The organism is Desulfothermus okinawensis JCM 13304, from assembly GCF_054654515.1.
Genome location: NZ_BAAIEW010000002.1, coordinates 110,492 through 136,772 on the forward strand (window position 1 = coordinate 110,492; position 26,281 = coordinate 136,772).

Annotated in this window: 26 protein-coding genes; 19 read left to right on the forward strand and 7 right to left on the reverse strand. The window is 37.2% G+C overall.

Features of this window, described 5'->3' with window-relative positions:
• Nucleotides 1-166: 166 nt before the first annotated feature.
• From mnmE to rpmH, 6 genes are read right to left on the reverse strand one after another with little or no spacing between them, the layout of a single operon-like run.
• Nucleotides 167-1,543, reverse strand: a complete 1,377-nt coding sequence (gene mnmE, locus ACYQ0O_RS01515) for a tRNA uridine-5-carboxymethylaminomethyl(34) synthesis GTPase MnmE (protein ID WP_459889993.1) — start codon at nucleotides 1,541-1,543, stop codon at nucleotides 167-169.
• A 5-nt stretch (nucleotides 1,544-1,548) separates the two neighbouring features.
• A complete protein-coding gene (gene jag, locus ACYQ0O_RS01520) occupies nucleotides 1,549-2,202 on the reverse strand; it encodes an RNA-binding cell elongation regulator Jag/EloR (protein ID WP_459889995.1) in 654 nt (217 codons plus the stop codon).
• Nucleotides 2,203-2,235: 33 nt separating this feature from the next.
• Nucleotides 2,236-3,852 (reverse strand): membrane protein insertase YidC, encoded by a 1,617-nt coding sequence (yidC, locus tag ACYQ0O_RS01525; RefSeq protein WP_459889997.1) that lies wholly within the window; start codon nucleotides 3,850-3,852, stop codon nucleotides 2,236-2,238.
• Nucleotides 3,842-4,114, reverse strand: a complete 273-nt coding sequence (gene yidD, locus ACYQ0O_RS01530) for a membrane protein insertion efficiency factor YidD (protein ID WP_075068143.1) — start codon at nucleotides 4,112-4,114, stop codon at nucleotides 3,842-3,844. The genes yidC and yidD overlap by 11 nt, the downstream gene beginning before the upstream one ends.
• 21 nt (nucleotides 4,115-4,135) lie before the next feature.
• Nucleotides 4,136-4,468, reverse strand: coding sequence for a ribonuclease P protein component (rnpA, locus tag ACYQ0O_RS01535; protein ID WP_459890000.1), 333 nt, complete (start codon nucleotides 4,466-4,468; stop codon nucleotides 4,136-4,138).
• 10 nt (nucleotides 4,469-4,478) lie between these two features.
• Nucleotides 4,479-4,613, reverse strand: a complete 135-nt coding sequence (gene rpmH / locus ACYQ0O_RS01540) for a 50S ribosomal protein L34 (protein ID WP_459890002.1) — start codon at nucleotides 4,611-4,613, stop codon at nucleotides 4,479-4,481.
• Nucleotides 4,614-4,870: 257 nt separating this feature from the next.
• On the opposite strand from rpmH, the gene ACYQ0O_RS01545 reads away from it, so the two are divergent.
• The 4 genes from ACYQ0O_RS01545 to ACYQ0O_RS01560 are packed head-to-tail and all read left to right on the forward strand — an operon-like array spanning nucleotide 4,871 to nucleotide 7,807.
• Nucleotides 4,871-5,053 (forward strand): hypothetical protein, encoded by a 183-nt coding sequence (locus tag ACYQ0O_RS01545; RefSeq protein ID WP_075068145.1) that lies wholly within the window; start codon nucleotides 4,871-4,873, stop codon nucleotides 5,051-5,053.
• A gap of 3 nt (nucleotides 5,054-5,056) precedes the next feature.
• Nucleotides 5,057-6,187, forward strand: a complete 1,131-nt coding sequence (locus tag ACYQ0O_RS01550) for an LptF/LptG family permease (protein WP_459890004.1) — start codon at nucleotides 5,057-5,059, stop codon at nucleotides 6,185-6,187.
• Nucleotides 6,188-6,196: 9 nt separating this feature from the next.
• Entirely contained in the window at nucleotides 6,197-7,276 is a 1,080-nt protein-coding gene (locus tag ACYQ0O_RS01555; RefSeq protein ID WP_459890006.1) for an LptF/LptG family permease, read from the forward strand.
• A gap of 24 nt (nucleotides 7,277-7,300) precedes the next feature.
• A complete protein-coding gene (locus ACYQ0O_RS01560) occupies nucleotides 7,301-7,807 on the forward strand; it encodes a hypothetical protein (protein ID WP_459890008.1) in 507 nt (168 codons plus the stop codon).
• Nucleotides 7,808-7,965: 158 nt separating this feature from the next.
• Here ACYQ0O_RS01560 and ACYQ0O_RS01565 read toward each other — a convergent pair whose 3' ends face one another.
• On the reverse strand, nucleotides 7,966-8,733 hold the full coding sequence (locus ACYQ0O_RS01565) for an alpha/beta hydrolase (protein WP_459890010.1): 768 nt from the start codon (nucleotides 8,731-8,733) through the stop codon (nucleotides 7,966-7,968).
• Nucleotides 8,734-8,846: 113 nt separating this feature from the next.
• Between ACYQ0O_RS01565 and ACYQ0O_RS01570 the strand changes: the two genes are divergently transcribed.
• From ACYQ0O_RS01570 to ACYQ0O_RS01640, 15 genes are all read left to right on the forward strand, one after another.
• Complete coding sequence (locus ACYQ0O_RS01570; protein ID WP_162506634.1) at nucleotides 8,847-9,242, forward strand: type II secretion system protein; 396 nt, start codon at nucleotides 8,847-8,849, stop codon at nucleotides 9,240-9,242.
• Nucleotides 9,243-9,251: 9 nt separating this feature from the next.
• Nucleotides 9,252-9,701 (forward strand): pilus assembly FimT family protein, encoded by a 450-nt coding sequence (locus tag ACYQ0O_RS01575; RefSeq protein WP_075068153.1) that lies wholly within the window; start codon nucleotides 9,252-9,254, stop codon nucleotides 9,699-9,701.
• Nucleotides 9,670-10,092 carry a prepilin-type N-terminal cleavage/methylation domain-containing protein gene (locus tag ACYQ0O_RS01580; RefSeq protein WP_075068154.1) on the forward strand — a complete coding sequence of 141 codons (423 nt, stop codon included), beginning with the start codon at nucleotides 9,670-9,672 and terminating at the stop codon, nucleotides 10,090-10,092. The genes ACYQ0O_RS01575 and ACYQ0O_RS01580 overlap by 32 nt, the downstream gene beginning before the upstream one ends.
• Nucleotides 10,089-10,610 (forward strand): type II secretion system protein, encoded by a 522-nt coding sequence (locus tag ACYQ0O_RS01585; protein ID WP_459890013.1) that lies wholly within the window; start codon nucleotides 10,089-10,091, stop codon nucleotides 10,608-10,610. Before ACYQ0O_RS01580 ends, ACYQ0O_RS01585 begins: the two co-directional genes overlap by 4 nt.
• Nucleotides 10,611-10,614: 4 nt before the next feature.
• Nucleotides 10,615-13,656 (forward strand): beta propeller repeat protein, encoded by a 3,042-nt coding sequence (locus tag ACYQ0O_RS01590; protein ID WP_459890015.1) that lies wholly within the window; start codon nucleotides 10,615-10,617, stop codon nucleotides 13,654-13,656.
• 13 nt (nucleotides 13,657-13,669) lie between these two features.
• Entirely contained in the window at nucleotides 13,670-13,888 is a 219-nt protein-coding gene (locus ACYQ0O_RS01595) for a hypothetical protein (RefSeq protein WP_459890017.1), read from the forward strand.
• 38 nt (nucleotides 13,889-13,926) lie between these two features.
• A complete protein-coding gene (locus tag ACYQ0O_RS01600; RefSeq protein ID WP_459890019.1) occupies nucleotides 13,927-15,657 on the forward strand; it encodes a hypothetical protein in 1,731 nt (576 codons plus the stop codon).
• A gap of 24 nt (nucleotides 15,658-15,681) precedes the next feature.
• Nucleotides 15,682-16,200, forward strand: a complete 519-nt coding sequence (locus ACYQ0O_RS01605; RefSeq protein ID WP_075068165.1) for a hypothetical protein — start codon at nucleotides 15,682-15,684, stop codon at nucleotides 16,198-16,200.
• 5 nt (nucleotides 16,201-16,205) lie between these two features.
• A complete protein-coding gene (locus ACYQ0O_RS01610; RefSeq protein ID WP_459890021.1) occupies nucleotides 16,206-16,685 on the forward strand; it encodes a hypothetical protein in 480 nt (159 codons plus the stop codon).
• 15 nt (nucleotides 16,686-16,700) lie between these two features.
• Nucleotides 16,701-18,680, forward strand: coding sequence for a type IV pilus secretin PilQ (pilQ, locus tag ACYQ0O_RS01615; protein ID WP_459890023.1), 1,980 nt, complete (start codon nucleotides 16,701-16,703; stop codon nucleotides 18,678-18,680).
• Nucleotides 18,681-18,696: 16 nt separating this feature from the next.
• Nucleotides 18,697-20,388, forward strand: a complete 1,692-nt coding sequence (locus ACYQ0O_RS01620; protein WP_459890025.1) for a GspE/PulE family protein — start codon at nucleotides 18,697-18,699, stop codon at nucleotides 20,386-20,388.
• 5 nt (nucleotides 20,389-20,393) lie between these two features.
• Nucleotides 20,394-21,614, forward strand: coding sequence for a type II secretion system F family protein (locus ACYQ0O_RS01625; protein WP_459890027.1), 1,221 nt, complete (start codon nucleotides 20,394-20,396; stop codon nucleotides 21,612-21,614).
• A gap of 199 nt (nucleotides 21,615-21,813) precedes the next feature.
• The gene (locus tag ACYQ0O_RS01630) at nucleotides 21,814-23,277 is read left to right on the forward strand and encodes an HD domain-containing phosphohydrolase (protein WP_075068171.1); all 1,464 of its coding nucleotides are present in this window, start codon (nucleotides 21,814-21,816) and stop codon (nucleotides 23,275-23,277) included.
• Between the two features lie 82 nt (nucleotides 23,278-23,359).
• Nucleotides 23,360-24,346, forward strand: a complete 987-nt coding sequence (locus ACYQ0O_RS01635) for a protein-glutamate methylesterase/protein-glutamine glutaminase (protein ID WP_459890084.1) — start codon at nucleotides 23,360-23,362, stop codon at nucleotides 24,344-24,346.
• Nucleotides 24,347-24,362: 16 nt separating this feature from the next.
• Nucleotides 24,363-26,276, forward strand: coding sequence for a HEAT repeat domain-containing protein (locus ACYQ0O_RS01640; RefSeq protein ID WP_459890029.1), 1,914 nt, complete (start codon nucleotides 24,363-24,365; stop codon nucleotides 26,274-26,276).
• Nucleotides 26,277-26,281 lie beyond the last annotated feature (5 nt).

A 26,281-nucleotide genomic window follows, 5' to 3' on the forward strand; every position in this document is an offset into this window, starting at 1 on the left:
TTCTTAAACTCTGCATCTTTGCTCTTATCTTAAACGTTGTTTTCCTTTTCTACCGTTAATTTCCAATGTTGATTTTCATTTTACTCGGGAAAGTATTTTTGTCAATAGGTTTTTTAAAAAAATTGTCCTGGGATATGCACAAAGAGTGTAATTTCTTAAAATAATTTTATTTTCCTATGCAAAAATTTGAAAAGACCTTATCTAAGACATCTTCTGTTGTGATTTCCCCGGTTATTTCCTTTAAACATTTTACTGTATTTTCAAGGTGTGTGTAAATCAGGTCAACCTCATACCAGGAAGATAGCAGGCTCAAGAGGTTGGTGAGTTCCTCTTTTGCCTCTTCCAGGTGTTTTGCCTGTCTCATATTTGGGACTATTTCATCTTGTGGGGGCTCCATGTGGTCCCCCATTATTTTTCTGGCAATAGCCTTTATTAGGTCATTTATGTTTTCTCCCATCTTTGCACTGACTTTTATTACCTCAATCCCTTTTTGTTCAAAAAAATCAATTTGATCTGTCTTGTGGTCGTATTTGGGCAAATCAATTTTATTTGCAACCCCGAGTATTTTGTCCTTTGGTTTTAAGGACACAATTTCCTTTACATCTGATGATATCTGAGAGCAGATATCAAACACAACCAGGATAAGGTCTGCCTCTTTTATGAGTTCAATTCCCCTTTTTACCCCAATTATCTCTATTTGGTCCTGGGACCTTCTAATCCCAGCAGTATCAATTATTTTAACAGGGATTCCTTCTATATTTATCACATCTTCAATAAAGTCCCTTGTGGTTCCTGGGATTGGAGTAACTATGGCCCGCTCTTTTCCCAGGATTGTGTTTAATATGGAGGATTTACCAGCATTGACTTCACCACACAATACCACCTTTGCCCCATAAACCATTGGGGAATACCTTTTGTTGTTTTCAATTAAGTAGTCTATTTCACTTAAGATAGATACAATCTCTTTCTTTATGTTATTGGGATCAAATTCATCTACATCTTCATCAAAGTCCATTTCTGAAACAATCCTGGCCATTATGTTTTCCAGCTTTTCTTTTATTGAGTCAATTTTTTCTTTAAGGGCTCCACCAAGCTTGTTGGATGCAGAGAGAAGTCCCATATCTGACTTGCAGGATATTATCTCATAAATTGCCTCTGCCTTAGACAGGTCTATTTTGTTGTTAAGATAGGCCCTCATGGTAAACTCACCTGGCCTGGCCAGCCTGGCTCCCCTTTTTATGACTTCTTCAAGCACTTTTTTTACAACAATAGGGCCTCCGTGGCAGTTTATCTCAAATACATCTTCACCTGTATATGACCCAGGGCCAGGCATATAGCTCACCAGGACTTCATCTATTATTGTTTTATTAGACGATACAATGTATCCGTGATAGAGCTTGTAAGGTTTTATGGTGGTGATTTTTTTACCTGACTTAAATAGGGATTTACCAATTGATAGGGAGGATGGGCCGCTTATTCTGATTATTCCAATACCCCCCTGTCCCAGGGGGGTAGATATGGCACAAATTGTTTCCTGGTTCATGTTTTTTAACTTGTCTTTCTCCTGAACCTCTTTCTTGGAGATATTTGCACCCTTTTTAATGGTCCCTCTCCCCTGGATTGGGTGATTATTTCCTTGTCATTTTTAAGGGTCATGTGCACAACCCGCCTGTGGTAGGAACTAAGGGGCCTTGTGCTAAATGGTCTTCCAATGGTCTTTGCCCGTTTTGCCAGCTCCATGGCCTGTTTTTTTAGGTTATTTTCCTGCCTCTCCTTATATCCTGCTGCATCTAAGTGTACATACACCCTATCTGGCCATTTTTTAGACACCATTTTATTTAAGATATATTCCAGGGCAGATATGGTCTGCCCTTCTTTTCCAATTATCAGTCCTGAGTTTGGACAATCAGCAATGGAGACATTTATATTTTGCTCTTCAATGTTTATGTCTATTTTTGAGGAGGGATTAATAAAAGATATTATGTGTTCAACCATCTCCTTTACCATATTTTCCAGTTTTTTTACGTCATATTTTAAAGATACCTCGATTCTGGCCTTTCTTCCTCCAATTCCAAAGATTCCACTGGAACCTTCTTCTAATACCTTTACCTCAAGCTCGTCTTTGTTTTTATTAAAGTATTCACATGCCTTTTCAATTGCTGATTCAAGGTCTTTTCCTTCAAATATTTTTTTGGTCTCCATAAGCTCTCCTAATAAAGAATTGGATTTTTGTGGTTAATTTTTCTTTAACATCCACCACTGCTGAATTATTGACAAGATGTTGTTTGTAATAAAATAGACCACCAGGCCAGATGGGAAGTTTAAAAACAGAAAAGTCAAAAATATAGGCATAAGGAGCATTAGTTTGGCCTGGGTTGGATCCCCGGAGGTTGGGGTCATCTTCTGTTGTATAAACATGGTGATGCCCATAAATATTGGTGTAATGTATAGGGGATCCTTTGCAGAGAGATCAGCTAGCCACACAATGTTGGTAAATGGCAAATGATAGATAAATGGTGAATGCCTGAGCTCAATTGCGCTTAACAGTGCCTCATAAAGGGCTATAAATACAGGGATTTGAAGGAGCATTGGGACACATCCACCAGCTGGATTGATTTTATAGGTCTTATATAGCCGCATCATTTCTTCGTTTAGCTTCTGCTTGTCGTCTTTGTATTTTTCCTTTAGCTGCTGCATAAGGGGTTGGATCTTTTTCATCTGCTCCATGGACTTGTAGCTTTTATGGGACAGGGGCCAAAACAGTATCTTGATCACAATTGTGAGGATTATAATGGCAATTCCATAGTTGTGGGTGTATTTATAGAAATAATTAAGGGCAATGACCAGGGGTTTTGCAAGGAAATCCAGCCAGCCATAGTTAATTGCAGCACCTAGGTTGTTTGGTAATTTTTCTAAATACCTGGCCTTTTTTGGACCAATGTAGTAAACGTTTTTAAGGGATTTACCTTTGCCTGGTGGAAGGGATATTTTTGACTCCACAGCCACTCTGTATGCACCATCTTCTAGTTTTGCCTTAAGGATGTGTGATCCAGTAATTGGAACAACAGATAAAAGAAAATAGTTGTCCTCAATACCTGCCCAATTAATGGGCTGTTTTACCTCAATTCCAGGTCCCAGCTTCTTTTTCTTGTATTCCTTCTCCAGCTTCTTTTCTTTTGTGTAATACACAATTTGCTTTTTGTTGAATCTGGATGCGTGTTCAGATTCAGAGGGAGCTGCAATACATATTCCAACTATTCCAGTAAGTGGATGGTCAGATGTGTTGTACACATCTAATTCTTCATCTATCCTGTAGCTATCTCCATGGAAGGTGAGTTTTCTTGAGATAAGTGTGCTGTCTAGTCTGGCTTTAAAGGTGAGTGTGGTGGTTTCATTTTCTGCTAGCTTTTGGGAAGTTCCCGAATATTCCCATTTTATAACCTTCCATGTGGGGTTGTAATTAAACAAGATGCCAAGGGGACCTTTTCCCAATATGTTTCTTGTTATCAAAAAGACATTTTTTGAATCTGGCCTTATTGAGTTTTTGTAATGGGTAAGTTCAAATTCCTCAAAGATTCCACCCTGGGAATTTATCCTGGCAATGTATTTGGGGGTTTCAATAGTTAAGGTCTCACCCTTAGAATAGCTGTAGTTTCCATCTGTTACCTCAGAGATAGACAAAGTTTTTGAATCATTTTTCACCTGAGCCCTATCTTGACTTTTTACTATATTGTTCGTGCTGTTGTTCTTCACACTCTGTTTTGGTGGCGGAAAAAGGATATTCCAAACCACCAATACCAACACAGTAAGTCCCAATGCCAACATGAGCCTTGTGTTTTCATTATTGTCCACTTGTTTTGCTCCTGCTTTTAAATGGATTTAAGGAAAAGGTATCTGGTACTGGATCAAGTCCACTGCCACCCAGGGGATGACACTTACACAGCCTAATCGTCCCAAGTAAGGTTCCTCGAATTACACCAAATTTTGATATGGCCTGAATAAAATATTCTGAACAAGTTGGCTGATACCTGCAACTAGGCGGAAAATATGGAGAAATTAATTTTTGATAGAGTAAAATTATAGATATTGTGAAGCTTTTTGCGAGTTTTGTCATAGGTTCGTGGTTAGATATTCTTTAGTTTAACAGGCTTAGAGAAAAATCAAGCTGTCTCTTCACAGAATTTAGGGTTAGATCCTCTTTTTTTATCCCTTTTTTTGCCACAACAACTACGTCCACATCCTGTCTTGATTTAATAAACCTTGACTGTCTAAATCCCTCTCTAATTAGCCGCTTTATCCTGTTTCTAAAAACTGCATTTCCTACTTTTTTGGTCACAGCAATTCCCACCCTTGGTCCCAGGTGGTCTGGATCCCTTTGTTTTACAAATACTATAAAGTGCTCTGTATAAATCTTCTCACCTGTTAAATAACAGTCCTGGTACTCTTTTGGTTTTGTGATCTTTTGCATCAAGGGAGTTCTAAACAGTTAACCTCTTTCTTCCCTTGCTTCTTCTCCGTTTTAAGACATTCCTGCCCCCTTTGGTCCTTGATCGCACTAAAAAACCATGTGTCCTCTTCATCTTTAATCTTCTTGGTTGATAGGTCCTTTTCATGGCAATACCTCCTTTGTTTTTTTATTGATTTGTACCGGCCAAAAAAAAGCAAAAAACATAATTAACCTTAAAGTGTTGGGAGGTCAAGGATTAAGCTTCAAGTTTTATCGCCGTGGTTCTGTGCAGGTTTAAGGAGTTATTTGAGTTGCCAATTTAATTTATATGGATTAATTGTAGGTGGCAACTTGAATAGTGAATAGTGGTTAGTGATTAGTGAACAGTACACAGTGAACTTTATAAATTAGGAGGACAAGAACATGTCTACTATTATGCCTGAGGAAAAGAAATTAAGGGATGCAATTACCTGGATTTCTGAAAACAGGGGCAAGAAGAAAGATCCAGACCTGGTCAAAGAGGCCTCTTTTCGGTTTAATCTAAATCCCAAAGAAGAGGAATACCTCCTCAGGGTTTTTAGAGGACAGGATACTGAAGATAAATAGTATATGGGTATAAAGCTCCTATACCGCAAGATGTCTTTGGAGATACTCCAGGTGTTTCTTATTACCCTTGGGGTATTTATCTCAATTATCTTGATTGGAAGGTTAATTCAGCTGGGAAAGATACTTATGTCCCTTAACATAAGTATTGTGGACATACTCTATCTGATCTTTTATCTCTCACCATTTTTTTTATTTGTGCTCATGCCTGTTAGTGGTATGCTTGCCCTTTTTGTGACCTTCCAGAGGATGAGTACTGACAATGAACTGGTTGCCCTAAGGAGTGGTGGTATATCCCTATACAATATTTTGCCCTGTCCAATCTTTATTTTACTGATTTTTACAGGAATAAATTTTTTTATCTCCTTTCACGGTATTTCATGGGGCATGGAGAGGTTCAACTCATATTTAATAGACCTTGCACAAAAAAAGACCAAATTGTCCATAAGGCCAGGTATGTTTAACTTAAAGATTCCAGGATTTGTAATCTACGCCCAGAGGGTATCAGAAAATAGTGAAGTTTTGACAAATGTATTTATAAAACAGGGGATAGAGAAGGATAGGGAAATAATAATTGTTGCTCCACAGGGGTTTTTAAAGTGGCTCCCTGGTAAAAAGGAGCTTTACTTTTCCATATTAAATGGAAGGATATATGAAAATCCATTTGACAGCAGGGGATCATACATCTCATTTGGAAAATATGAGATAAAGCTGGACCTAAACAGGGTGCTTAAATCTTTAAAAATCCATACAGATGAGCCAAAGTATATGTCTTTTTCAGCCCTTAAGAAAAAGTTGTCCGTATCTCCAAAGAGAAACTCCAGTTATGTGGTTCAATTAATAGAGGAAAAGTACAAGAGGATAGCAATTCCCACATCATGTATGATCCTTGGTCTTTTAGCCATTCCCCTTGGGTGGCTCTTAGAGGGTATGAAGAAGTTTTATGGAACTATTATTGTGGTGCTTGTGTTCTTTGTATATTACGCACTCTTTGCCATGGGAAAGAGCCTAGTGGAGGGTGGGGTCCTTGCACCAGTTATTGGCATATGGGGACCAAATATTTTATTTTTTATACTGACTATATTTGCCTTTTATTTTGCTGAAAAAGAAAAGTTTAAATTTTCAACAAGGGATTAAAATCTACTTATGAGACTGCCTATCCTTTACAGATACCTTATAAAGAACAACCTTAAATATCTCATTATCTGTTCTTTGTCCTGTATTTCAATTTATCTTTTAGTTGATCTATTTGACAGACTGGATAATTTTTTAAGTAAATTAGCCCCATTTAAGTGGATAATAAATTATTTTTTGTGGAAGATTCCAATAATAATCTCCCAGATATTTCCAATGGTATTTTTTTTGACCTTAATTATTCAATTTAGCTTGATGAAAAAAAACAGGGAATGGGAGGCCTTAGAGGGTGGAGGTATATTTATTGGAAATGTAGTGGCCTTTATTTTAATCTATTCATTTTTGTTTTCCATATTTCAGATAATATTTTCTCAGTATATTGGGGTAATGGCAATTCAAAAGACAAATGCAATCTGGGATAATTTGGGTAAGAAAAAAATAATAAAACATAAATTTATAACAAATTTCTGGTTTAGAAAAGGTAAATATATTGGTTATATTGGAAGGTTAAATGAGGAAAAAAGAGAGGGGGACAATTTTCAGATATATGAGGTAACTGATAATTTTTCCAGGATAAATTTGGCTCTTTTAGCCAAGAAAGGTAGAATCTTAAAAAACAAACTTATTTTATCAGATGTGTTATTATCGTATCCAGATGAATTTGGGATTAAGAAGGTTGTATCATATGAAATAAAAGAAAAAGATATGGATGTAATACTTGATATAACTGGGTCAAAGAACATTGAGTCAATACCAGTATGGAAATTAAGGGGGCTTATTAGAGAGCTTAAAGAAACTGGAACCAATGTTGGGTCAATTATGACTGTGTGGTATTCTAAATTATCATATGGTCTTTCTTTGATTTTCTTAGGGCTTTTGTCCCTGTTTATTGGGAAAAGAAGTGATAATTTGCCCCTTAACCTGGCTATTGGTCTCATTACCATTTTTTTGTTCTATGGACTCTATGTGACAGGGACCATTTTGGGAAAACATTCAGTGGTTCCTCCATTTATAGGTGCGTTTGGGGTACATATTGTATTTGCCTTTTCCCTGATTTATGCTTATATGAAAAATAGTGATTTCTCCTTTTAGATATATTATTGTGAGGAGGTATTTATGGTAAGAAAAATAATATGGTTTGCTTTTGTGTTGTTATTTATGTGTACAGGGGTCTTTGCCAGTGAACAGGGATTTACCCAGAAGGACAGGGAGATACTGATAAGATTAGAGGCTACCCTGAAGGTGTTTATGGAACAGACAGATAAGAGGTTTGCTGAACTTCGGGATGATATGAACAAAAGGTTTGAGCAGGTGGACAAGAGATTTGAGCAGATAGATAAAAGATTTGAGCAGATAGATAAAAGGTTTGAACAGGTGGATAAGCGTTTTGAGCAGATGATGGAGTTTTTATGGATGCTTGTAGGGATATTTACCACCTTAACCGCCACCACCATAGGATTTGCCTACTGGGACAGGAGGACCATAATAAAAAAGGCACGGGATGAAGCAATAGAGGTAATAGAAAAAGAGGGGAAATTAATTAATCTTATAAGAGCGCTTAAACATCTGGCATTTGAGGACAAAAAATTGGCAGAGGTCTTGAGAAGCTTTGGAATTTTATAGGACTTACAGGCTCTATTTTAAAATAATCTGCTTATTCCATTAACTCTGAAGTCTCAAGCTTTTGATGTATCTGAGAATGTCTAAGGTTCAACGTTCAAGGTTTTAGGTGGTCTTCATCCTTCACCCTTCTCCCTTTCACTAATCACTATTCACTATCACTAATCGGAGCTAAAGAAATAGGCAGATAAAATAAAATTAAGGGTGCTGTCCCACATTGGTCTGTAATTATTTGTTAATGTGTGGTCGCCATTTTTGATTATGAAGAGCTCTTTTGGCTCCCTGGCATTTTTGTATAAAATATGGGTCTGGTTTGGGTCTACCACGTTATCTCTGTCCCCTTGAATAATCAAAATAGGTGTAGGGGATAGGTTTTTTACCATTGAAATCACGTCCCATTTTTTGAGATCGTTAAAAAATGTATTTTTCACTCTTACTTCTTTTCCATCTCCCTTTAGAGTGAATATCTCCCCATCCTTTTTATATATAAATCTGGAAAAGAGTTCATATGGCATGGCAACAGAATTTACGCATATTATCCCACACACATTTTTTACCTTGTGATGTCCCTGAAAGCATATTGCAGTGGTTCCCCCAAAGCTCCTTCCCATGATAAAGATTTTTTTAAATCCAAGACTTAACATGAATTTAACTGCACTGAATAGGTCTTCTACCTGCCCGCTTAAGGTGATGTCTTCAAATTTCCCATCACTTTCACCATTTCCAGAAAAGTCAAACAACAGGGTGGTGATATTGTGATGGGAAAGATATTCTCCCATGGAAATGGCTTTTCCACCACCTTCCTTTGAACCAGAAAATCCATGACACACAATTAGGGCAGAAGACTCATCTGGGTCTATAACATCTCCAATTAATAAGCCTTTTATTGAATTTTTCCCCTTGCCAGGAAATGAAATTTTTTTTAACATTTTTTGTCTCAGTAGATGTTATTGTACAGTGGCAAGTAATTTAGTAAAATTTAAAATTAAGTCAACATAACCAAGGTATTTAAAATACTAAATATATTTAAGAGGAGGTATTTATGGAAAGAAGAAGGAAAAATGAAAAGGGTTTCACACTAATTGAGATCATTGCAGTACTCATTATTTTGGGTATTTTGGCGGCTGTTGCTGTACCAAAGTATTTAGATTTGCAAAAGGAAGCAAAGAAGAAGGCTGCTCAGTCATTGATAGCGTCAGTCCAATCAGCTCTCACTATGGAGTATTCGAAAGAATTATTGAAAAATAATGGCGACACAAATGCTACCTGGGAAAACTTTAAGACTAATCTTGACACAGATTGTTTAAATTATGTCTCTCAAGATGGTTATGATGATTATACATGTAACCTCACCCCTCAGGATAACTATATAGAAATAAAAGTGACGACGCCTGATAATGAGGATGTTTACGGAAATTTCACCAATCCTAATTCTTAACAAGTACAAATGGCAAAAGGTTTCACCCTCTTAGAAGTTGTTGGTGTGCTTATAATTGTGGGAATTATTGCAGCTGTTGTCTTGTCCAGGGTGAATTTTCAACCAGAGGAAGAAATCACCCTGGATGAGATTAAAAATCACATAAGATATGCACAGCTCAGTGCCATGAACTCAAATTATGTTTGTGGCATTTCTTTTGTGCCTGGTGGATATTTTTATTTTTGTGATTTAAATGGAAATAAGGCCATAGATGATAGTGAAAAAATGATGCTTCCAGGTATGGATGAAGAAGATGTGGCAGATGATCTGGTTACATCCAATTTCTTGCTTGTATTTGATAATTGGGGGAGGCCTTATTCTGATCTTTCTCTTAACTCCACGTCTCAGTTTGAGGGGGATATTGAGTTTAGTTCAGGACTTAAAATACATGTCACAAAAGAGACTGGATTTATCAACTAGGGCTGGATTTACTCTAATTGAGATTATAATTACCTTGATAGTTGCAGGTATTTTAGGTGTAATGATATATACCCTTATTTCTGCACATTCAAAATCAAGTGTCCAATCTGTTCTACTTGTCAGGGAAAATGGGGTCTTGATAGATGCCATGGAAAGGGTGGATGGGCACTATAGGGCCCTCATTGAGAACCATTCCTTAGACCTTGACAGCTTTAAAAATGACTTAGATGGTATTGTTCATGGTGTTGATTCCTCTATTTCTGTTGAAAGCAAATTTATTGATTTTGACTCTAATAATAGAGAAGTTCCAGATACATCTGGTGATCATAAATTTTTAAAGGTTACATTAACCAAAGACAATATTTCTGTGGTAAATTTATTTAGTAAATGAAAAATAGTAGTTCTGGTTTTACACTCCTTGAAATAGTATTGGTGCTTATTATTGTAGGTATAATTACCCTATTTTCCACCTATGGACTACTTGATGTTATGAAGGGTTATATCCAGAACAGGGAATATGCTGAATCCGCCCTGAAATTGAATATTGCAACAGGTAGGATCTACAGGGAGTTAAAAGAGCTTCATGGTGTTTATGGCTATAGTACCAATAAAATTTCCTATTTACGCAATGATACACACTATGCAATGGCAATGGCTGGAGATGAAATAAAGTTGAGTCTAAACTCTACATATCCCAATGAAGATTTTGGATATGAGTTAATTGACAGGGTAAAAAATTTTACCATATCACCCAAAAAAGCTGATGGTTCTGAGTGGACCACATCTGACAATATCAGGGATCTTGCGAGAATTGATGTGACCATAGAGCTAAATACAACCCCCCAGATTGGGGTCACCTTTTCGGTGAATCCCTGGTTTAATGATACATATAATGGCCCTGGGAAGTAGATATATGTCAAGAGGAGAAAATGGATCCATACTTTTATACATTGTAGTGGTAATGATTGTCTCGCTGCTGCTGGCCGGGGGACTCTATATTATGTCCTCTACTTCCCTTATTACCCAACCATCAGTTATATTGGGAGAGAAGGCCTTATATCTTGCTGAGGCAGGGTATAGATATGCTGCTGGAAAGTATTTAAGTGGTCAGAATATGACTGATAAAATTGATATTTTAGAAGGGATGGATAATTCTACCTATTTCTTTGATGATGGAAGCTCTTATACCCTTCATATATATCCCTTTTTCTTTAGACTTCCAGAATCTTACAACAATGCAACGAATATAAAATTAAAGGCCCCTGGAACAATTCCCCCTCAGATTCATTTTCCTGATAAAGGCTATCTTAAGATTGGAGAGGATGTATATCACTACACAAATGGTAAAAAAACAGGTCTTACAAACGCAACTGTTACTCTGGATTCACCTATAACCGCTTTTAAGGATACAATAGTCTATTTTGCCTTTTATCCAAAATATACCCAGGATGTTCAGGATGGAGGGACACTTGTTTTAGAAGGAGACCCGAGTCAGCTAACGGTTTTTCCAGAAAGAAATGGGTATATTGAGATACAAGGTGAAACCTATTTTTACCACTTTAGAAAACCTGGTTCCATCAAGCTTACTGAGCTTCAAAAAGAACATTCCCCTTCTTTTACTATTCATGTTACTTCTTCAACTCCAGTACTACTTAAAACCAGTGCATATATAGAGTCTGTTGGCAGGGTAGGGACGTCATCTTTTCTCTCTTCATCCAGGAAGATATCATATTATGTACCAATAACCGATGAATACCATTCTGCTGGTGGCGGGACACAGGTCCTTGCCTTGAGTAACGAGCCTGGTGGCCAGGATATCTTTCAGAACCTGCAGAATTGGGATAAATCCATAAATAATCCAGAAGGTCACGTGACAACAGAGGCTAATATTGGCTCAAATCATGGTTGGAGCAAAAGATGGGCTACTTTTTATAACCTGCCCCTAAAAGTAGATTTTAACCCAACTTTGATGAATTCCTATACAGACAAAAATTTGCATGCAATATGGGGAAATAGCTGGGACAATGTTTATGTTGTTGGTGATGGGGGTACAATTTTACATTTTAATGGAAGCAGCTGGACAAAAATGAACACGCCCACAAGTGTGATTTTAAGGGATATATATGGTTTTGGGGAAAAAGGGTCAGAAAAGATGGTTGCAGTGGGAAATAATGGAGAGATCCTTTTGTGCGATATGGGTGGTGATGGTCAGTGGAAGAGAAATCTCATGACAGATGGATCTAACACATATACTGAAAATGACCTATTTGCTGTTTGGGGAACAAGCTGGGATCACATAACTACCTATGGCAATTACGGCTCCAGCCCCTTTAAATGGTATAGGGGTTCAGGTGATTGGCCTAGGATGGATTGCAAGGGATGTACTGGACAATATAGTTGGTATTCTTTCCCTAAGGGAACTTTATGGAGGCCCTATGATTGGCCTGGGTGGAAGAACTGGCACTTTAGAAAGAGCTGGGAGATTTATGAAGGTGGTTACACATCAATTTTTATTTGTGGCAAAACAGTTGGCCCAAATAGCAAGGGTCTTATTTTCAGGGAAAAGCCCGATAATCTTTCCTATTATCGAACCTATAATACTCCCAAATCTTTTAACAGTATTTGGGGATCCTCTCTTGACGATATTTATGTGGTTGGAAACAACGGAAAGATTTATCATAACAATAATGGTGGCCGAAGTTGGGCATGGTCAGAACAAAATTCAGGTACAAATAAAAAACTAAATGGGGTATGGGGACAGCAATGTGGAGATATAGTATATGTGGTTGGTAATGATGGTACTTTGCTATACAAATTACCCAAGGATATTTCCTCATGGCAGATGGCGGATCTGTCAGGAATTACTTCTAAGAATTTAAATGAAGTATGGGGTGATCCAGATGTTGGCATCTATGCGGTGGGAAATCATGGAACCATAGTGTTTATGGGGTTTGTAGGAAATCCCTACAAGGAATTTATTTTGCCTTTTAAAAGTCATAAATTCAATGAGATTGAAAAATTTTGGCAGGAACACTCTAAACTCTTAACATACACCGCCCAAGTAAAAGTAGGATGGGGATATCAACTTCAATATGGCGCTACTGGACTTAATTTTAGATGGCATGAGAGTGATGCCTATCCAGGGCTTTATGAAGGATATGGTGTTTCTTTTATGGTATATAAGAAAAAACAAAATTGCGAAAACGACTATATTCCAAATGGGATAAAACCTGGGTTTGGCACAGAGAGCGAGCTAAATGATAGACTCCTACTTGTATTATGGAGGCAGAAAGTTGTAAATGGTGCCATAAAAAGGGATTGGATTGCATATAAGGATTTAACAAATGATGAAAAATTACTGGGAGATAGTTGGGCTTACAGTGGAAGGCTTGAAGATTTGTCTACTTTAGTTGTGAGGGTAGAAGAAAAAAAGATAAATGGACAGAAACTAAATGATGTAAAGATATTTTACGGTGATGCATCCACTGCACATGATGAGCCCCATAATCCAGATTATATGTACAACAACACCAACAGGCAGGCCTATAATCCTACCTATAGTGATGTATCTATTACAGAAATAAAGTGGCCTCTTTGGGATTTAAATAATTGGAATCCAGATGTTGATTTTTTTACCCTGGTTTGCAATGTCCCAGTTTCTGAAAATCCTATTCCAGAGGAAGGGAAAAATTATTGGATCTTAAATCCCCAAATAAAAGAGGCAAAACTTCTTGCAGATGGTGCTACTATAAGACTAACTGGTTTTACAACTCCAAGTGGAGATAAGTTTTATACAAATGACGCACATACAAGACCAGAGGTTGCACTTCATGCATACGGTGATATAAGATCGCTAAATAGCCAGACCTTTGTGGGATTCAGTGAATTCGCACTCTCTTTGGGAAGTGATCTCGAGGGAATAAATAAAGAAAGTTCATTTGGGGCATTATATTAAAAGAGGGGGATTAATGATCAGGGTAATTATTGCATTGATATTTTTTATAACATGCGCTACTGCCTATGGGCTGAAATATGAACCTCCCAAGAGTAGTAAAGATAAAGTAAATAAGAGGCAAAAAGTAAAGATCCAACAGAAATATATATTGCAGGGGGAAAAGAATATAGCTAAAGATATTTATTTAATGAATTCTAAAAATAGCACTAAGATAAAAATTCAAAAAAGATAGTTCATTGTAGGTAAAAAAGAGAGAGGTTGTTAAATTCAATGGGCAGTACCAGTCAAAGTGGTGTGTTGGAAAAACTAAAGACAAAAAAGATAAGTCTTAATTTTTTTCAAAGACAAGGTCATAGTGTAAATGTTGCAATAGATATTAGATACAAAAGCGTTATTATTGCAGTTAGTGAAAGGAAAAAAGGGGAATATGTACTAACAAAATTAGAAGAAAAGGTTTTTTCTGAAAAAATAGACAAAGACAGTGAAAAGTTTCAAAAGTGGTTAAAAAATATATGCAAGGCCCTTGAAAAGGAATTTTCAAAACCCTTTTACTGGATCCTTATCTCTTCCAAATTTGTTGACACCTTTTACTTCACCATACCAAAAGTAAATAAATCCAAAATAGATCATCTTGTTGAGATTGCCCTAAAGAGGGAATCAAAGGGTAATTTACGTGGTAATGTATATGACTACTCAATAATTGGAGAAAAACAAGAAGACGGAATAGAAAAATTAGAGGTTTTTGCCTATATTGCTCAGAAGGAATATATTGGGGAAGTTGCAAAATTAGCAGATAAACTGGATTTACAACCCCTTGGAATCAGCGCATATCATCTCACCCTTTCAAATTTATTTCGAGGGAATGGCACAGTGGCCCATTTTTTCCTGGGAACTGATTGGTCAAGGATAGATATATATAAAGGGGGATATCTTGTTTTTAATAGGGATATAAAAACTGGTTTTGTATCATTTGCAAATGAAATAATTGAAAATATCAAGGCAAGTGAAGAAGTGGAAATAACTGTTGATCTGTCAGGGAGAGATATAAAGGAACACAAAGATGTCCCTGATCTTACTCAGGATGATGTGAAAAAATATTTTATGGAGATATCTAGCAGGGGGGCTGCAAAAGGGCCATATGATAACAAATTGTCAGGGTTAGATTTAAAGAAATCAGTCTCTTCCTCTCTTCAGAGGCTGATTTTACAGATTAGACGTACCATGGAGTTTTACTCGTCCTCTACAAAAAATCCAGAGGTAAATAAGATCTATGTATCAGGTGTTATAGATCTACCAGATGATATTTTAGAGGAGATTGAAAAAAATCTTGGAATTAAAGTAAAAAAATTAAGACCTGTAAGTGATGGGCTAGTTGGAAGCAAATTAAATATAAATATTCCAGAGATAAAAGAATCTGACTATGCCCCTGTTGTTGCATGTTCAATTCAGGAGAAAAATGAGTTTAATTTTTTGTCTACAAGATTTGATAGGCAAAAGGATAAACTAAAAAAGATTGTATCCACGTCCATTTCTGTCTTTTTTGTATCTTTGACTATTTGTCTATCTATTTATTATCTTTACCTTTCTTCAGAATTAAAAAACACAGAATATACTTACCAGAAATATTTACACCAGCTAAGGTCCATAAATCCAGTGATAGATGGGGTTAAATTAAAAAAAATAGCAGAGATATTGAACAATGAAAAATTAAAGGTAAAAAAGGCATCTTCTGTATATAGACCCATATCCTTGATAAAGGACCTGGCCAGACTCACACCAGGGGATATCAAATGGACTAAGTTACATATGGATGTTCCAGCGGGAAAGTTAAGGCTGGATGTAGCTATTAAAAATTACGATCTGGCAAAATTAAAGATTGCCAACTATATATTGACCCTAAAATCATCACCACTGGTATCAGATGTTGTAATATCTGGTGAAAAAACAGTGTTTTATTCAAAAAATAAGTATTATTCGTATTCCATTGAGGTAAGTTTTTAGCTGACATTGGAGTTATATTTACTTATGAAAAAAATAATTGAATTAATTGACATTAAAAATTTACTGATTTCCACTATAATTTTTGTTTTACTTGTTTCAATGCTGGTAGTTTTTTTTATAATACCGACTAAAGAGAAAATAAAGTCCACAAGGTATAAAATAGATCAACTAAAGCAGCAAATAGAGGTCCACAACAAGCTTTTACCGATTTATATTCAATTAAAATCCAATCTAAAGTCCCTTGACAAAGGCATTGAGATAAAATCCAGGAAAGTATCTTTAATGGAATTTAAGGACAAAATTTTCAATGTATCACCTAAGTTTAATTTAAATATTATATCTATGTCTCCAAAATTAAAGAAGAAAGTATTAGAAAATGGACTTATCTCTCTTGATTTGGTTTTAAATGGTAAATTTAAGGATTTTATTAATTGGATAGAATATCTTATAAAAGAAGGTTATATAAGTGAGATAGGGTCAGTTAACATTGAAAGCGATGTTAACAAGTTGAAGATTGATTTAACAGTAAAAATTAGAGTTTAATGTAAATGAGTAGACGAGAAAAGGTAATAGTTGTACTGGCAGTTATAGCCCTTTTATATGGTGGATTTAATTTTTTATTTAAAAACAAAAAAAAGCGTTTACCAGTTACTAAGGTTAATATTGCGTCAATAACAAATAGTGTTTTTGCAATTGTAAAGAAGACCAGCATAACCAACCAGGAAAAAATTATATACGATATAATTCCTGATAGTGTAAATGATCCGTTTATGTATTTGAATTCAAAAAAGATAAGAGATGAAGAACCAGTGGTTAATTCTAATATTTCATTTGAGTATAAGGGTTTTGTAATAAGTGGAGGTAAGAGGTTTGCTATTATAAATGGAAGGGAATATGGTGAGGGAGATGAACTCAAGGAAAAGGGATTTAGGGTCTGGTCCATTTTAAAAGATAAGGTTGTTATAAAAGGTCCAGGAAAAAGTAATTTTATTGTTGTGCCATTTATTGACAATATAAAAACAAATTAAATTAGAGATGGTACCATGAGAGGAAAGATAAACTTTTTGTTTGTTTGTATGGTTATAACAGTTATTAGTGTGGGATGTAGTCCTCCTAAGGTCAGAAAGGACAATTATTTTGAAAAGTGGAGGACTTATGCCAAATCACATCTAGGCTCTTCTCCTAAAACTACTATCTCTTCAGTGGACATAGAAAAAGGGCTTTATAAAGAGAAAAAGAAAAAAAAGAATAAAGGGGAGAAGAGTATTTTATCGAAGGTCCCTGTTACCCTGAAGATGAGGGATGCCAGCCTAAAGGCCATTATACATGCCCTGGCAAAGGCAGCTAATGTAAATATTATTACCACCCAGAACATAAGTGGTAGGGTGGATGTGGACATCATAAATCAGCCCTGGGACCAGGTTTTTTTGTCTTTACTCAAGTCTCATGGCTTGACCTATAGTGTTGATGGAAAGATAATAAGGGTTATTTCAAAGGAAGATCTAGGAGCAGAGTTAGCTATAGAGACCTTGGAGACCAAAAAAAAGGAACAAGAAAGGGCAAAGAAGGAAGTTTCCCCCCTTGAAACAAAGGTGGTAAAGATAAATTTTGCAGATGCAGACAAGCTGCAAAAGGTACTTGTTAATCTTTTAACAAAGGATGAGAAGGGTAAGCTCAGGGGTAATATTGTGGTTGATACCCACACCAATTCCCTTGTGATTTCAGCAATAGAGACTGATATGAAGAAAATTATTGATCTTGTAAAGGTCTTGGACAAACCCACAGATCAGATTCACCTCAAGGCATATATTGTGGAGGCCAATCGAAATGTTGCAAGGGAGTTGGGTATTCAATGGGGTGGAAAATGGATGAATTCAATAAATGGAGGGAAAAATCAGATTGGCCTATCTGGTCCAATATCCAGTTATTCTGAAACAGGAGGAACTACTACTTCTATGGATACCTTTGGGACAGGTAAGAGTGGCACAGGTTTTGGTGTTCAATTTCCAATTGGAAGTATTTCCTCTCCATCTGCTACGTCCAAGGGAGCTGGGCTAAATATATTAATTGGAGATCCTGCCAAGAACATTTTGGAGATGCAGCTTTCTGCTCTGGAAGAAGAGGGACAGGTACATATCCTCTCTAGCCCGTCACTCACTACCTTAGACAACCAGATGGCCTTTACTGAGAGCGGTCAAAAAGTTCCATATGTAACAATTGATCAGGATGGAAACAGGGAAGTTGAATTTGAAGATGCAGTTTTGAGATTAGAGGTAACACCCCATGTTATTGCCGATAAATACCTTAAAATGGACATAAAGGTCAAAAAAGATGAGGTGGACTTTACCAAAACAGTTGATGGAAATCCCACAATAAACAAAAAAGAGACACAGACCTCACTCTTGGTATCAGATGGGGAGACAATTGTTATATCAGGGCTTAGCAAACAGACAATAAGGGATGCAGTCTCAGGTATTCCAGCCTTGAAAAATATTCCAGGGCTTGGTTATCTTTTTAAAGGAGATAGCAAAAGCAAGGAATTTGAGGATATACTTATCTTTATCACTCCAACTATACTAAAGAGCAAGGATAAATTAAAACACGATGTATCAGAAAGTAATCTCTCCCCTGAAGAAGTTGAAAGGATATCTGTTCCCTCAGGGAATAAGAGGGCTTCTGATTGGTTAAAAAAGAGCATTGGCTTTATTGAAAAGAAGAATTGGGATGAGGTTTTGAGGTGTGCTCATATTGCTGCGGACCTGGATCCATCCAATAAAATGGCATACTACAATATTTCTCTGGCATATTACAATAAAGAGAAGTATAGAAAATCACTTTTTTACATAAATAGATCACTTTTTCTGGATCCAAACTATGGAGATGGATTGAATCTAAAGGGAGAAATATTGGAAAAGTTGGGATATGTGGATAAGGCTTTAAAATTTTATGAAAAGGCCTGTTCATTAAATCTAAAAAATGCATGTGAAAACCACAAAAGGGTCTTCTATCTCTTGGAAAAATAGAGGATTATAATTTAAAATGGCTAGAAAAAAACTTGGGGAAATTTTAGTAGCTGAGGGGCTACTTACACCAGAACAACTTACACAGGCCCTGAAAGAGAAGCCCAGTTCCCAAAGATTGGGTGAGTATTTAATTAGATCTGGGATGGTTAAGGAAGATGAGTTGGTTAGGGCACTTAGTCGTCAATTAAATATACCTTTTTTTGTCCCTGAACGATATTCTTTGGATCCTTCCTTGCAGAAGGTCTTGCCCTATGAAATTGCTTCAAAAAATAGGGTGGTGCCACTTGGAGTTAAAGACAGGATCATTACATTGGGAATGGAAGACCCTCTGGATTTAGAAGCTGTTGATGAAGTGGAGATATTCACTGACAAAGAGGTTGATCCTGTTGTCTGTACTCCATCCCAGATAGATCAACTCTTAAGTACTCTCTATGGTTCAGATCAGGATTTAACAAAAGTCATTGATGAGATAGATAAATTGGAGATCACAACTGCAGAGGAATCAGATGTAGAAGGGGAACTAGAGATATCAAATCTAGCCGGGTTAGCTGAAGAGGCACCTGTTATCAGGGTGGTAAATTCCATATTGTCCCAGGCGGTAAAAGAAAATGCCAGTGACGTTCATATATCCCCTGAAAAGGAGAGGATTCAACTTAGATTTAGAATAGACGGCATTCTCTATGAGAGGCCAGCTCCTCCAAAAAAGATGTTTTTGGCAATTGCATCTAGGATTAAAATCCTTGCAAATCTGGATATAGCAAATACCAGAATACCCCAGGATGGTCGATTTACAATTAGGCTTGAAAACAAGGAGATTAATGTAAGGGTTTCAACCCTTCCCACTATCTATGGTGAAAATGTGGTACTTAGGCTGCTTGACATGAGCAGGCGTATGTATACCCTGGAGCAGCTTGGCTTTGATAAGAGGAATAGAGAAATAATTGAAGAAGTTGTTAAAAGTCCATATGGGATGATCCTGGCCACTGGACCAACTGGTAGTGGTAAGTCCACTACCTTATACACCATATTGAATATGATAAACACGCCAGATATTAATATTATTACCCTTGAGGACCCTGTTGAATACCGGATGAAAAATATAAGGCAGGTGCAGCTAAATAGAAAGGCAGGTATGACATTTGCCAGTGGACTCAGGTCAATTCTCAGACAGGATCCAGACGTGGTAATGGTTGGGGAGATAAGGGATGGGGAGACAGCCCAGATATCTGTACAAGCTGCCCTAACTGGCCATAAATTGCTCTCTACAGTTCATACCAACGATGCAGCAAGTGCAATAACAAGGCTTATTGATATGGGAATAGAACCTTTTTTAGTGGCGTCAACCCTCCTTGTATCCATTGCCCAGAGACTGGTAAGGCGCATATGCCCATATTGTGAAGAAGAATATATCCCAGATGCAAACTTAATAGAGTTTCTAGGTCTATCTAAGGAAGACATAAAGTATAAAAGGGGAAAAGGCTGTCCTCAATGCCATCATACTGGATTTATTGGCAGAATGGGTGTGTATGAGATATTGAGAAATGATGAGCAGGTCCAGGAACTGACAGTTAAAAATGTGTCGTCTAAAAGGATCACAAGAGAACTTGTGGAGGCAGGAAAGTTGAGGACACTTAAAGATGATGTCTTAGAGAAAGTGAGACACGGCCTTACAACCTTAGAAGAAGCTATTAAAGTCATTATTTCTTAAGAGCTATGGAATTTGTATATCAGGCAATAAATGATAAAGGGGAAGTAGTCAGAGGTATTGTTTCTGCTGATTCAATAGAAAAGGCAGAGGCCATCCTGTTTGATAGGGGGCTTTATCCTGAAGAAATCAGAAAACAAATTAATACCAGGGGATCTTCGTATTTAGACCAGTTAAGGGCCCGGGTATCAAAGGTAAAGGCCCCAGAGTTAATTATATTTACAAAACAGTTTAGGACTCTATTTCGGGCTGGGATATCCGTTGTTGAGATCCTGTCTATTTTAGAAAAACAGGTTGACAATTTAAAATTAAAAAATGTCATAAAAAATATGCAAGAGGATATAAAGGAAGGTAAGACCCTATATCAGGCCTTTTCCAACCATCCAGCTATATTTTCTAATCTCTACTGTGCCATGATCAGGGCAGGGGAAACCACTGGAGCACTGGTTGAGGTTATGGACAGGCTATGTTATTTGCTGGACCATGAATACAAGATCAAACAGGATATAAAGTCTGCTTTGCAATATCCAATAATTGTCTCCGTGGCATTAACTGGTGCTTTTTTCTTTTTGCTTACCTTTGTAATTCCAAAATTTGTAATGATTTTTAAAAGTGCCAAGATTACCCTTCCCCTACCCACAAAGATCGCTGTGAATCTCTACCATTTTTTAATCAACTACTGGTATTTGTGTATTTTAGGTGTACTTGCCTTGGTTTTTGGCCTTGCATTTTACTTTAAGACAGAAAATGGGCGATTGGTTAGAGACACCATACTTTTAAAAATGCCCATATTGGGTCCTGTTTTTCAAAAGGCGGCCATGTCTAGATTTTCAAGTATTTTCGCAATCTTGCAGGCAAGTGGAGTGGGGGTATTAAATGCCCTTGACATCCTGTCATCAACAATTGGAAATGCCGCTATATCCAGGGAGTTTTCAAATCTCAAGGAAAAGCTACGGGAAGGCATGGGTATTTCAGGACCCCTTAGCACTGCAAGATTTTTTACTCCAATGGTAATCTCCATGGTAGCTGTTGGAGAAGAGACAGGGAATTTAGATGAAATGCTATCTGAGATCTCAAAACACTATGACGAAGAAGTGGAATACGCTGTGGCAAAGATGTCAGCCAATCTAGGCCCAATCTTGATTGTGGGTCTTGCAGCTGTTGTTGGATTTTTCGCCCTTGCCATTTTCCTTCCAATGTGGGATTTGACAAAATTAGCCAGGATGTAGCTTTCCAAAACAAAAAAATCATTTCTTGCCTTTAAAATATATTTTTGCTTGAATTTGAACAAAAAAAACAGTAGCTTTTTTTTAATTTAATAACTCCCTTCGTCTTTTTGTTAAAATTTTGTTCCTAGTTGTTCTATGTTAAAGAAGAAATTAGTGTCTTAGTAACTTAATTTATTTTATAAAATATGGAGTGAGATAGATGAGTAAAATAACTCATAAAGGTAAGATTCTTGTGGTTGATGATGAGGAGAGTTTGAGGGAGATTTGCAGAGAGGCCCTGGTGGAACATGGGTATGATGTAATTGAGGCCAAAAATGGGAAGGAAGCAGCTCAACTCCTGAAAGATGATAAAGATATAGATATTGTACTTTCTGATCTAAACATGCCAGAGATGGATGGAATGGCCCTTATTGAGCATATTAACAGATACAATCTGGACGTGGAACTGGTTGTTATGACTGGTTTTGGGACCATAGAGACTGCTGTGGAAGTCATGAAAAAGGGAGCATTAGACTATATCCCCAAGCCATTTTATTTAAATCATCTTCTGGTAAAGATAGATAGTGCCATGAAGAGGAGGGAGGAAAAGAAGCAACGTGAAAGACTCGATAAATTAGTTCAAATCCTGAAATTAAATAGAGATCTGAATGCCAAGCTGGATTTAAGTGCGCTTTTGAATGAATTTTTGTTCCATGTGGAAAGGACCTTTTCTCCTGAGGGTACTGTGATTTTTGTAAAAGGAAATGGAGAGTTACATCCTGACAGGGTGAGGGGAAGTTTTAAAAATGACCCTGTATTGTTAAAGAAGGTGAAAGAAATCATTGAGTATTTAGTCAGAAAAAGGAGATCGAGTCTTCTGTTTATTCCAGGAAAGATAGAAGATGAAGATTTGAAAATAAGGGATAAGTTATTAGATACATCTAGACAAATTATGATATCTCCACTTATAAGTAAATCTGGAATAATTGGTTCAGTGTGTTTAACAAGGGGGCTTGATTCCCTTAATTTTAATTTTGATGACCTTCAACTCCTAACTGTGTTTTGTTCTCAGACTGCAGCAATCTTAGAAAACGCTAAACTTTACAATAGAGTTTGGGAGATGAACAGGGAGATAATAAGATCCCTGGCAAAGGCAGTGGAGGCTAAGGATTTGTATACTAAAGGTCATTCTGATCAAGTAGCATATTATGCAGTGAAGTTGGGAAGGCGACTTGGGTTAGACTCAAATGAACTTGATAAGTTGTACTGGTCTGGGATAGTCCATGATGTTGGCAAGATAGGAATACCAGATAATATTTTAAATAAGCCGGGAAAGCTAACCGATGAAGAATTTGATATAATGAAGAGGCATCCAGTAATAGGAAAGGAGATACTGTCCCAGATTGAGAGCCTAAGAGACATAATGCCAATTATTTATCACCACCATGAGAGGATAGATGGAAGGGGCTATCCAGAGAGGATAAAGGGGGATGAAATACCATTTTTGGCGAAAATAATAAGTGTGGTTGATGCCTACGATGCCATGACTTCTGATAGGGCATACAGGATGGCCATGGAACCTATCAAAGCTGCCTCTATATTAGAGTCTGGGGCAGGGATGCAGTGGGACCCTGAATTAGTTGATAATTGGCTTAAGGTATTAAAACAAGAAAAAAAAATATAATAATAGGGAGATAGGATATATGGACAAGGTAAAGGTATTGGTTGTTGATGATTCAGCCTTTATGAGAAAGGCAATTAGTGGAATGCTGGAAAAAGATCCCATGATTGAAGTTGTTGGAACTGCTAGAAATGGTGAGGAGGCCCTGGAGAAGATTAAGACTCTAGATCCAGATGTTGTGACCCTGGATATTGAGATGCCAAAAATGGATGGACTTACGGCACTTAGGCATATTATGATGGAATTTCCAAGGCCAGTTATTATGGTTAGTTCTCTTACCCAAGAAGGTGCAGAAGCCACTTTTAAGGCGCTGGAGCTTGGAGCTGTTGACTATATACCAAAACAACTGTCAAAGGTTTCACTGGAGATAGTAAAGATAGAAAAGGAACTCCAGGATAAGGTCAAGAGCGTTGCAAAGAAAAAAGGTAAGTTAAAGGTAAGACGTAGAAAAATTGTAGAAAAGGCAGTTGAGACCAGCCAGTTTAAGGGTAAGATGCAAAAAAGAGACCTTGTTGGAATAGGTGTCTCAACAGGAGGTCCAATGGCCGTTCAGCAAGTTTTAACCAAATTGCCAGCTGAGTTTCCTGCCCCTATTTTGATTGCCCAACATATGCCTGAAGCATTTACTGGTCCATTTGCAAAGAGGCTTGATGAGATGTGCAAGATTTCTGTTAAAGAGGCAGAAAATGGTGAAGTTGTAAAATCTGGGGTTGCTTATATTGCAAGGGGAGGACACCATCTTAGAATGGTTCAGAAGGTAAGCAGAATCGAGTTGGAGGTAAGCACTGAGCCAAAGGATGCGCTGTACAAGCCATCGGTAAATGAGCTAATGTATTCAATAGCTTTAGGTGTTGGGAAACGGGGACTTGGTGTAATTTTAACAGGAATGGGGAATGATGGCCTAAAGGGTATAGAGGCACTTAAAGATAGGGGTGGTAGGGCACTTGCTCAGAGTGAAAAGACGTGTGTTGTATACGGTATGCCTAGGGCAATAGTTGAGGCCAACCTTGCAGATGAGGTGGTAGATATATCAGATATGGCAGAGGCAATAATTAGAAATCTATATGTATAAAATTTAAGAAGCAACTATGATGGAAAATTGTAGGACTTATATTGAAAGATTGATCTCAGATGACCCATCTGAGGTCAGGGAAATGTGTTTTAGGATTGGAGAGGATGGCTGTATAGAGGGGATACCTCATCTTGTAGAGCTACTAAAGCATGAAGATATAGGTGTTCAGGAGGCCGCAGAATTATCCCTCAGGAAATTGGGAGGAGAGAGGGCGGTGGAGTCCCTGATTCCTCTTTTGTGGGAGGAAAGACCTTGTATTAGAAATGTGGTAATAGATATACTAAGAGACATAGGGTCCCAGGGGGTAGATCTCTTGTTAGATCTTCTATATGAAGAAGATCCTGATATTAGAATATTTGTAGTGGATATTTTGGGACACACAGGTAATGTGATGGTGGCTCGTGCACTTTGTGAGATACTTCTAAATGATCCTGATCCCAATGTAAAGGCACAGGCCGCTATAAGTTTGGGAATGCTTGGATTTCTTGAATCTGTTCCCTGTCTGGAGAAGGCATTAGAAGATGAAGAATGGGTGAAATTTTCAGCAATAGATGCCCTGAAAAAGATAGGTAGTGAGTCATCTGCAGAAATACTTATAAACTATCTGGGGAAGGGTTCTGATTTAATAGATTCTGCCATAATAGATGCCCTGGCTCAGATGGGAAAAGTGAGAATAGTGCCTATTTTAATAAATAAATTGGATACAGAAAACGTCCCTTTGAGAAATAAAGTAATTCAAGCCTTGGTTAATTTATTGGGGGAGAGGACGCTGGAAATTCTAGATAGAGGTCAGAGGGACAAGTTTAAGCATTATTTTTTTGAAGCCCTCTCAGATGAGGACAGGGATGTTCAACTGGCTGCTTTAAGGGGGCTGTCATATGTAAAGGGGGAAGATGCAGCAAATGCCATTTTTGAATATGCGCTTACTCTGGACCCAGAAAATGATGAAGAATTACTAGAAGAAGTTGAAAATATTTTAAAAGAAATTGGAGTTTCAGATGGATTAATTGAAGGAGCCCGTTCTAAAGATGAATATAGGGCCAGGCTTGCCATAAAAATATTGTGTCAAATGGAAGATGATAGGGCATATGAAGAACTTACAAAAATTTTTTGGGAGCAAGATAGGGATTTTCAGAGGGAAATTGCTCTTGAGCTGAGCCAAAAGAACCATCCGCTATTAAAAGATTTTTTCTTAAAGGTGCTTAAAGAACACAAAGATGGCAAGGTCATAAAATGTGGTTTGAGATTCCTTGGGGAGAAAATGAAGTGTGAAGATGCAGAATCAGAAATAATTAAATTCTTAGACCATCCTTACGACGATGTTAAGGAAGTAGCCCTGCAAGCCGCCATTTCCATTGGCACAGAGTCTGTTAAGCAAGAATTTATGCGAATGAAAAAAGATGAAGATCCTATTAAGAGATTTATGGCAATATATGGATTTGGGAGTTTGGGGGATAAGCGATTTTTGGCAGATATAAAAGAGGCCTTTTGTGATGAGGTGGAGGATGTTAGAAAAGTAGCTGTGGAGGCCTATGCCCAATGTGCTGATTCAGATGAGGAGGTTTTAGAAGTATTATCTCCAATGTTAGAAGATGGTAGCAGAGATGTTAGATTGGCTGTTCTAGATGTATTGTCTCATGTTAAATTAAGGGATAAAGTAAGGGATTTGATTATTCCTCTGCTTAAAGATAAAGATGATTGGGTTCGTATTAGGGCAGTTGAGATACTTGGAAATATAAAGGAAGGTGTAGAACCAAGTATATTACGGCCTTTACTTAATAGTAAAAATAATTTGCTTAGAATAAAGACTTTAGAGGCCCTTGATAACATTGGTGGTGAACAGGTCACAAGGATATTTATTGACCTCTTAAAAACGGAACGGGATCCAGAAGTACAAAATACAATTGAAAGGATGCTTTCTAAAAAATGAGGATA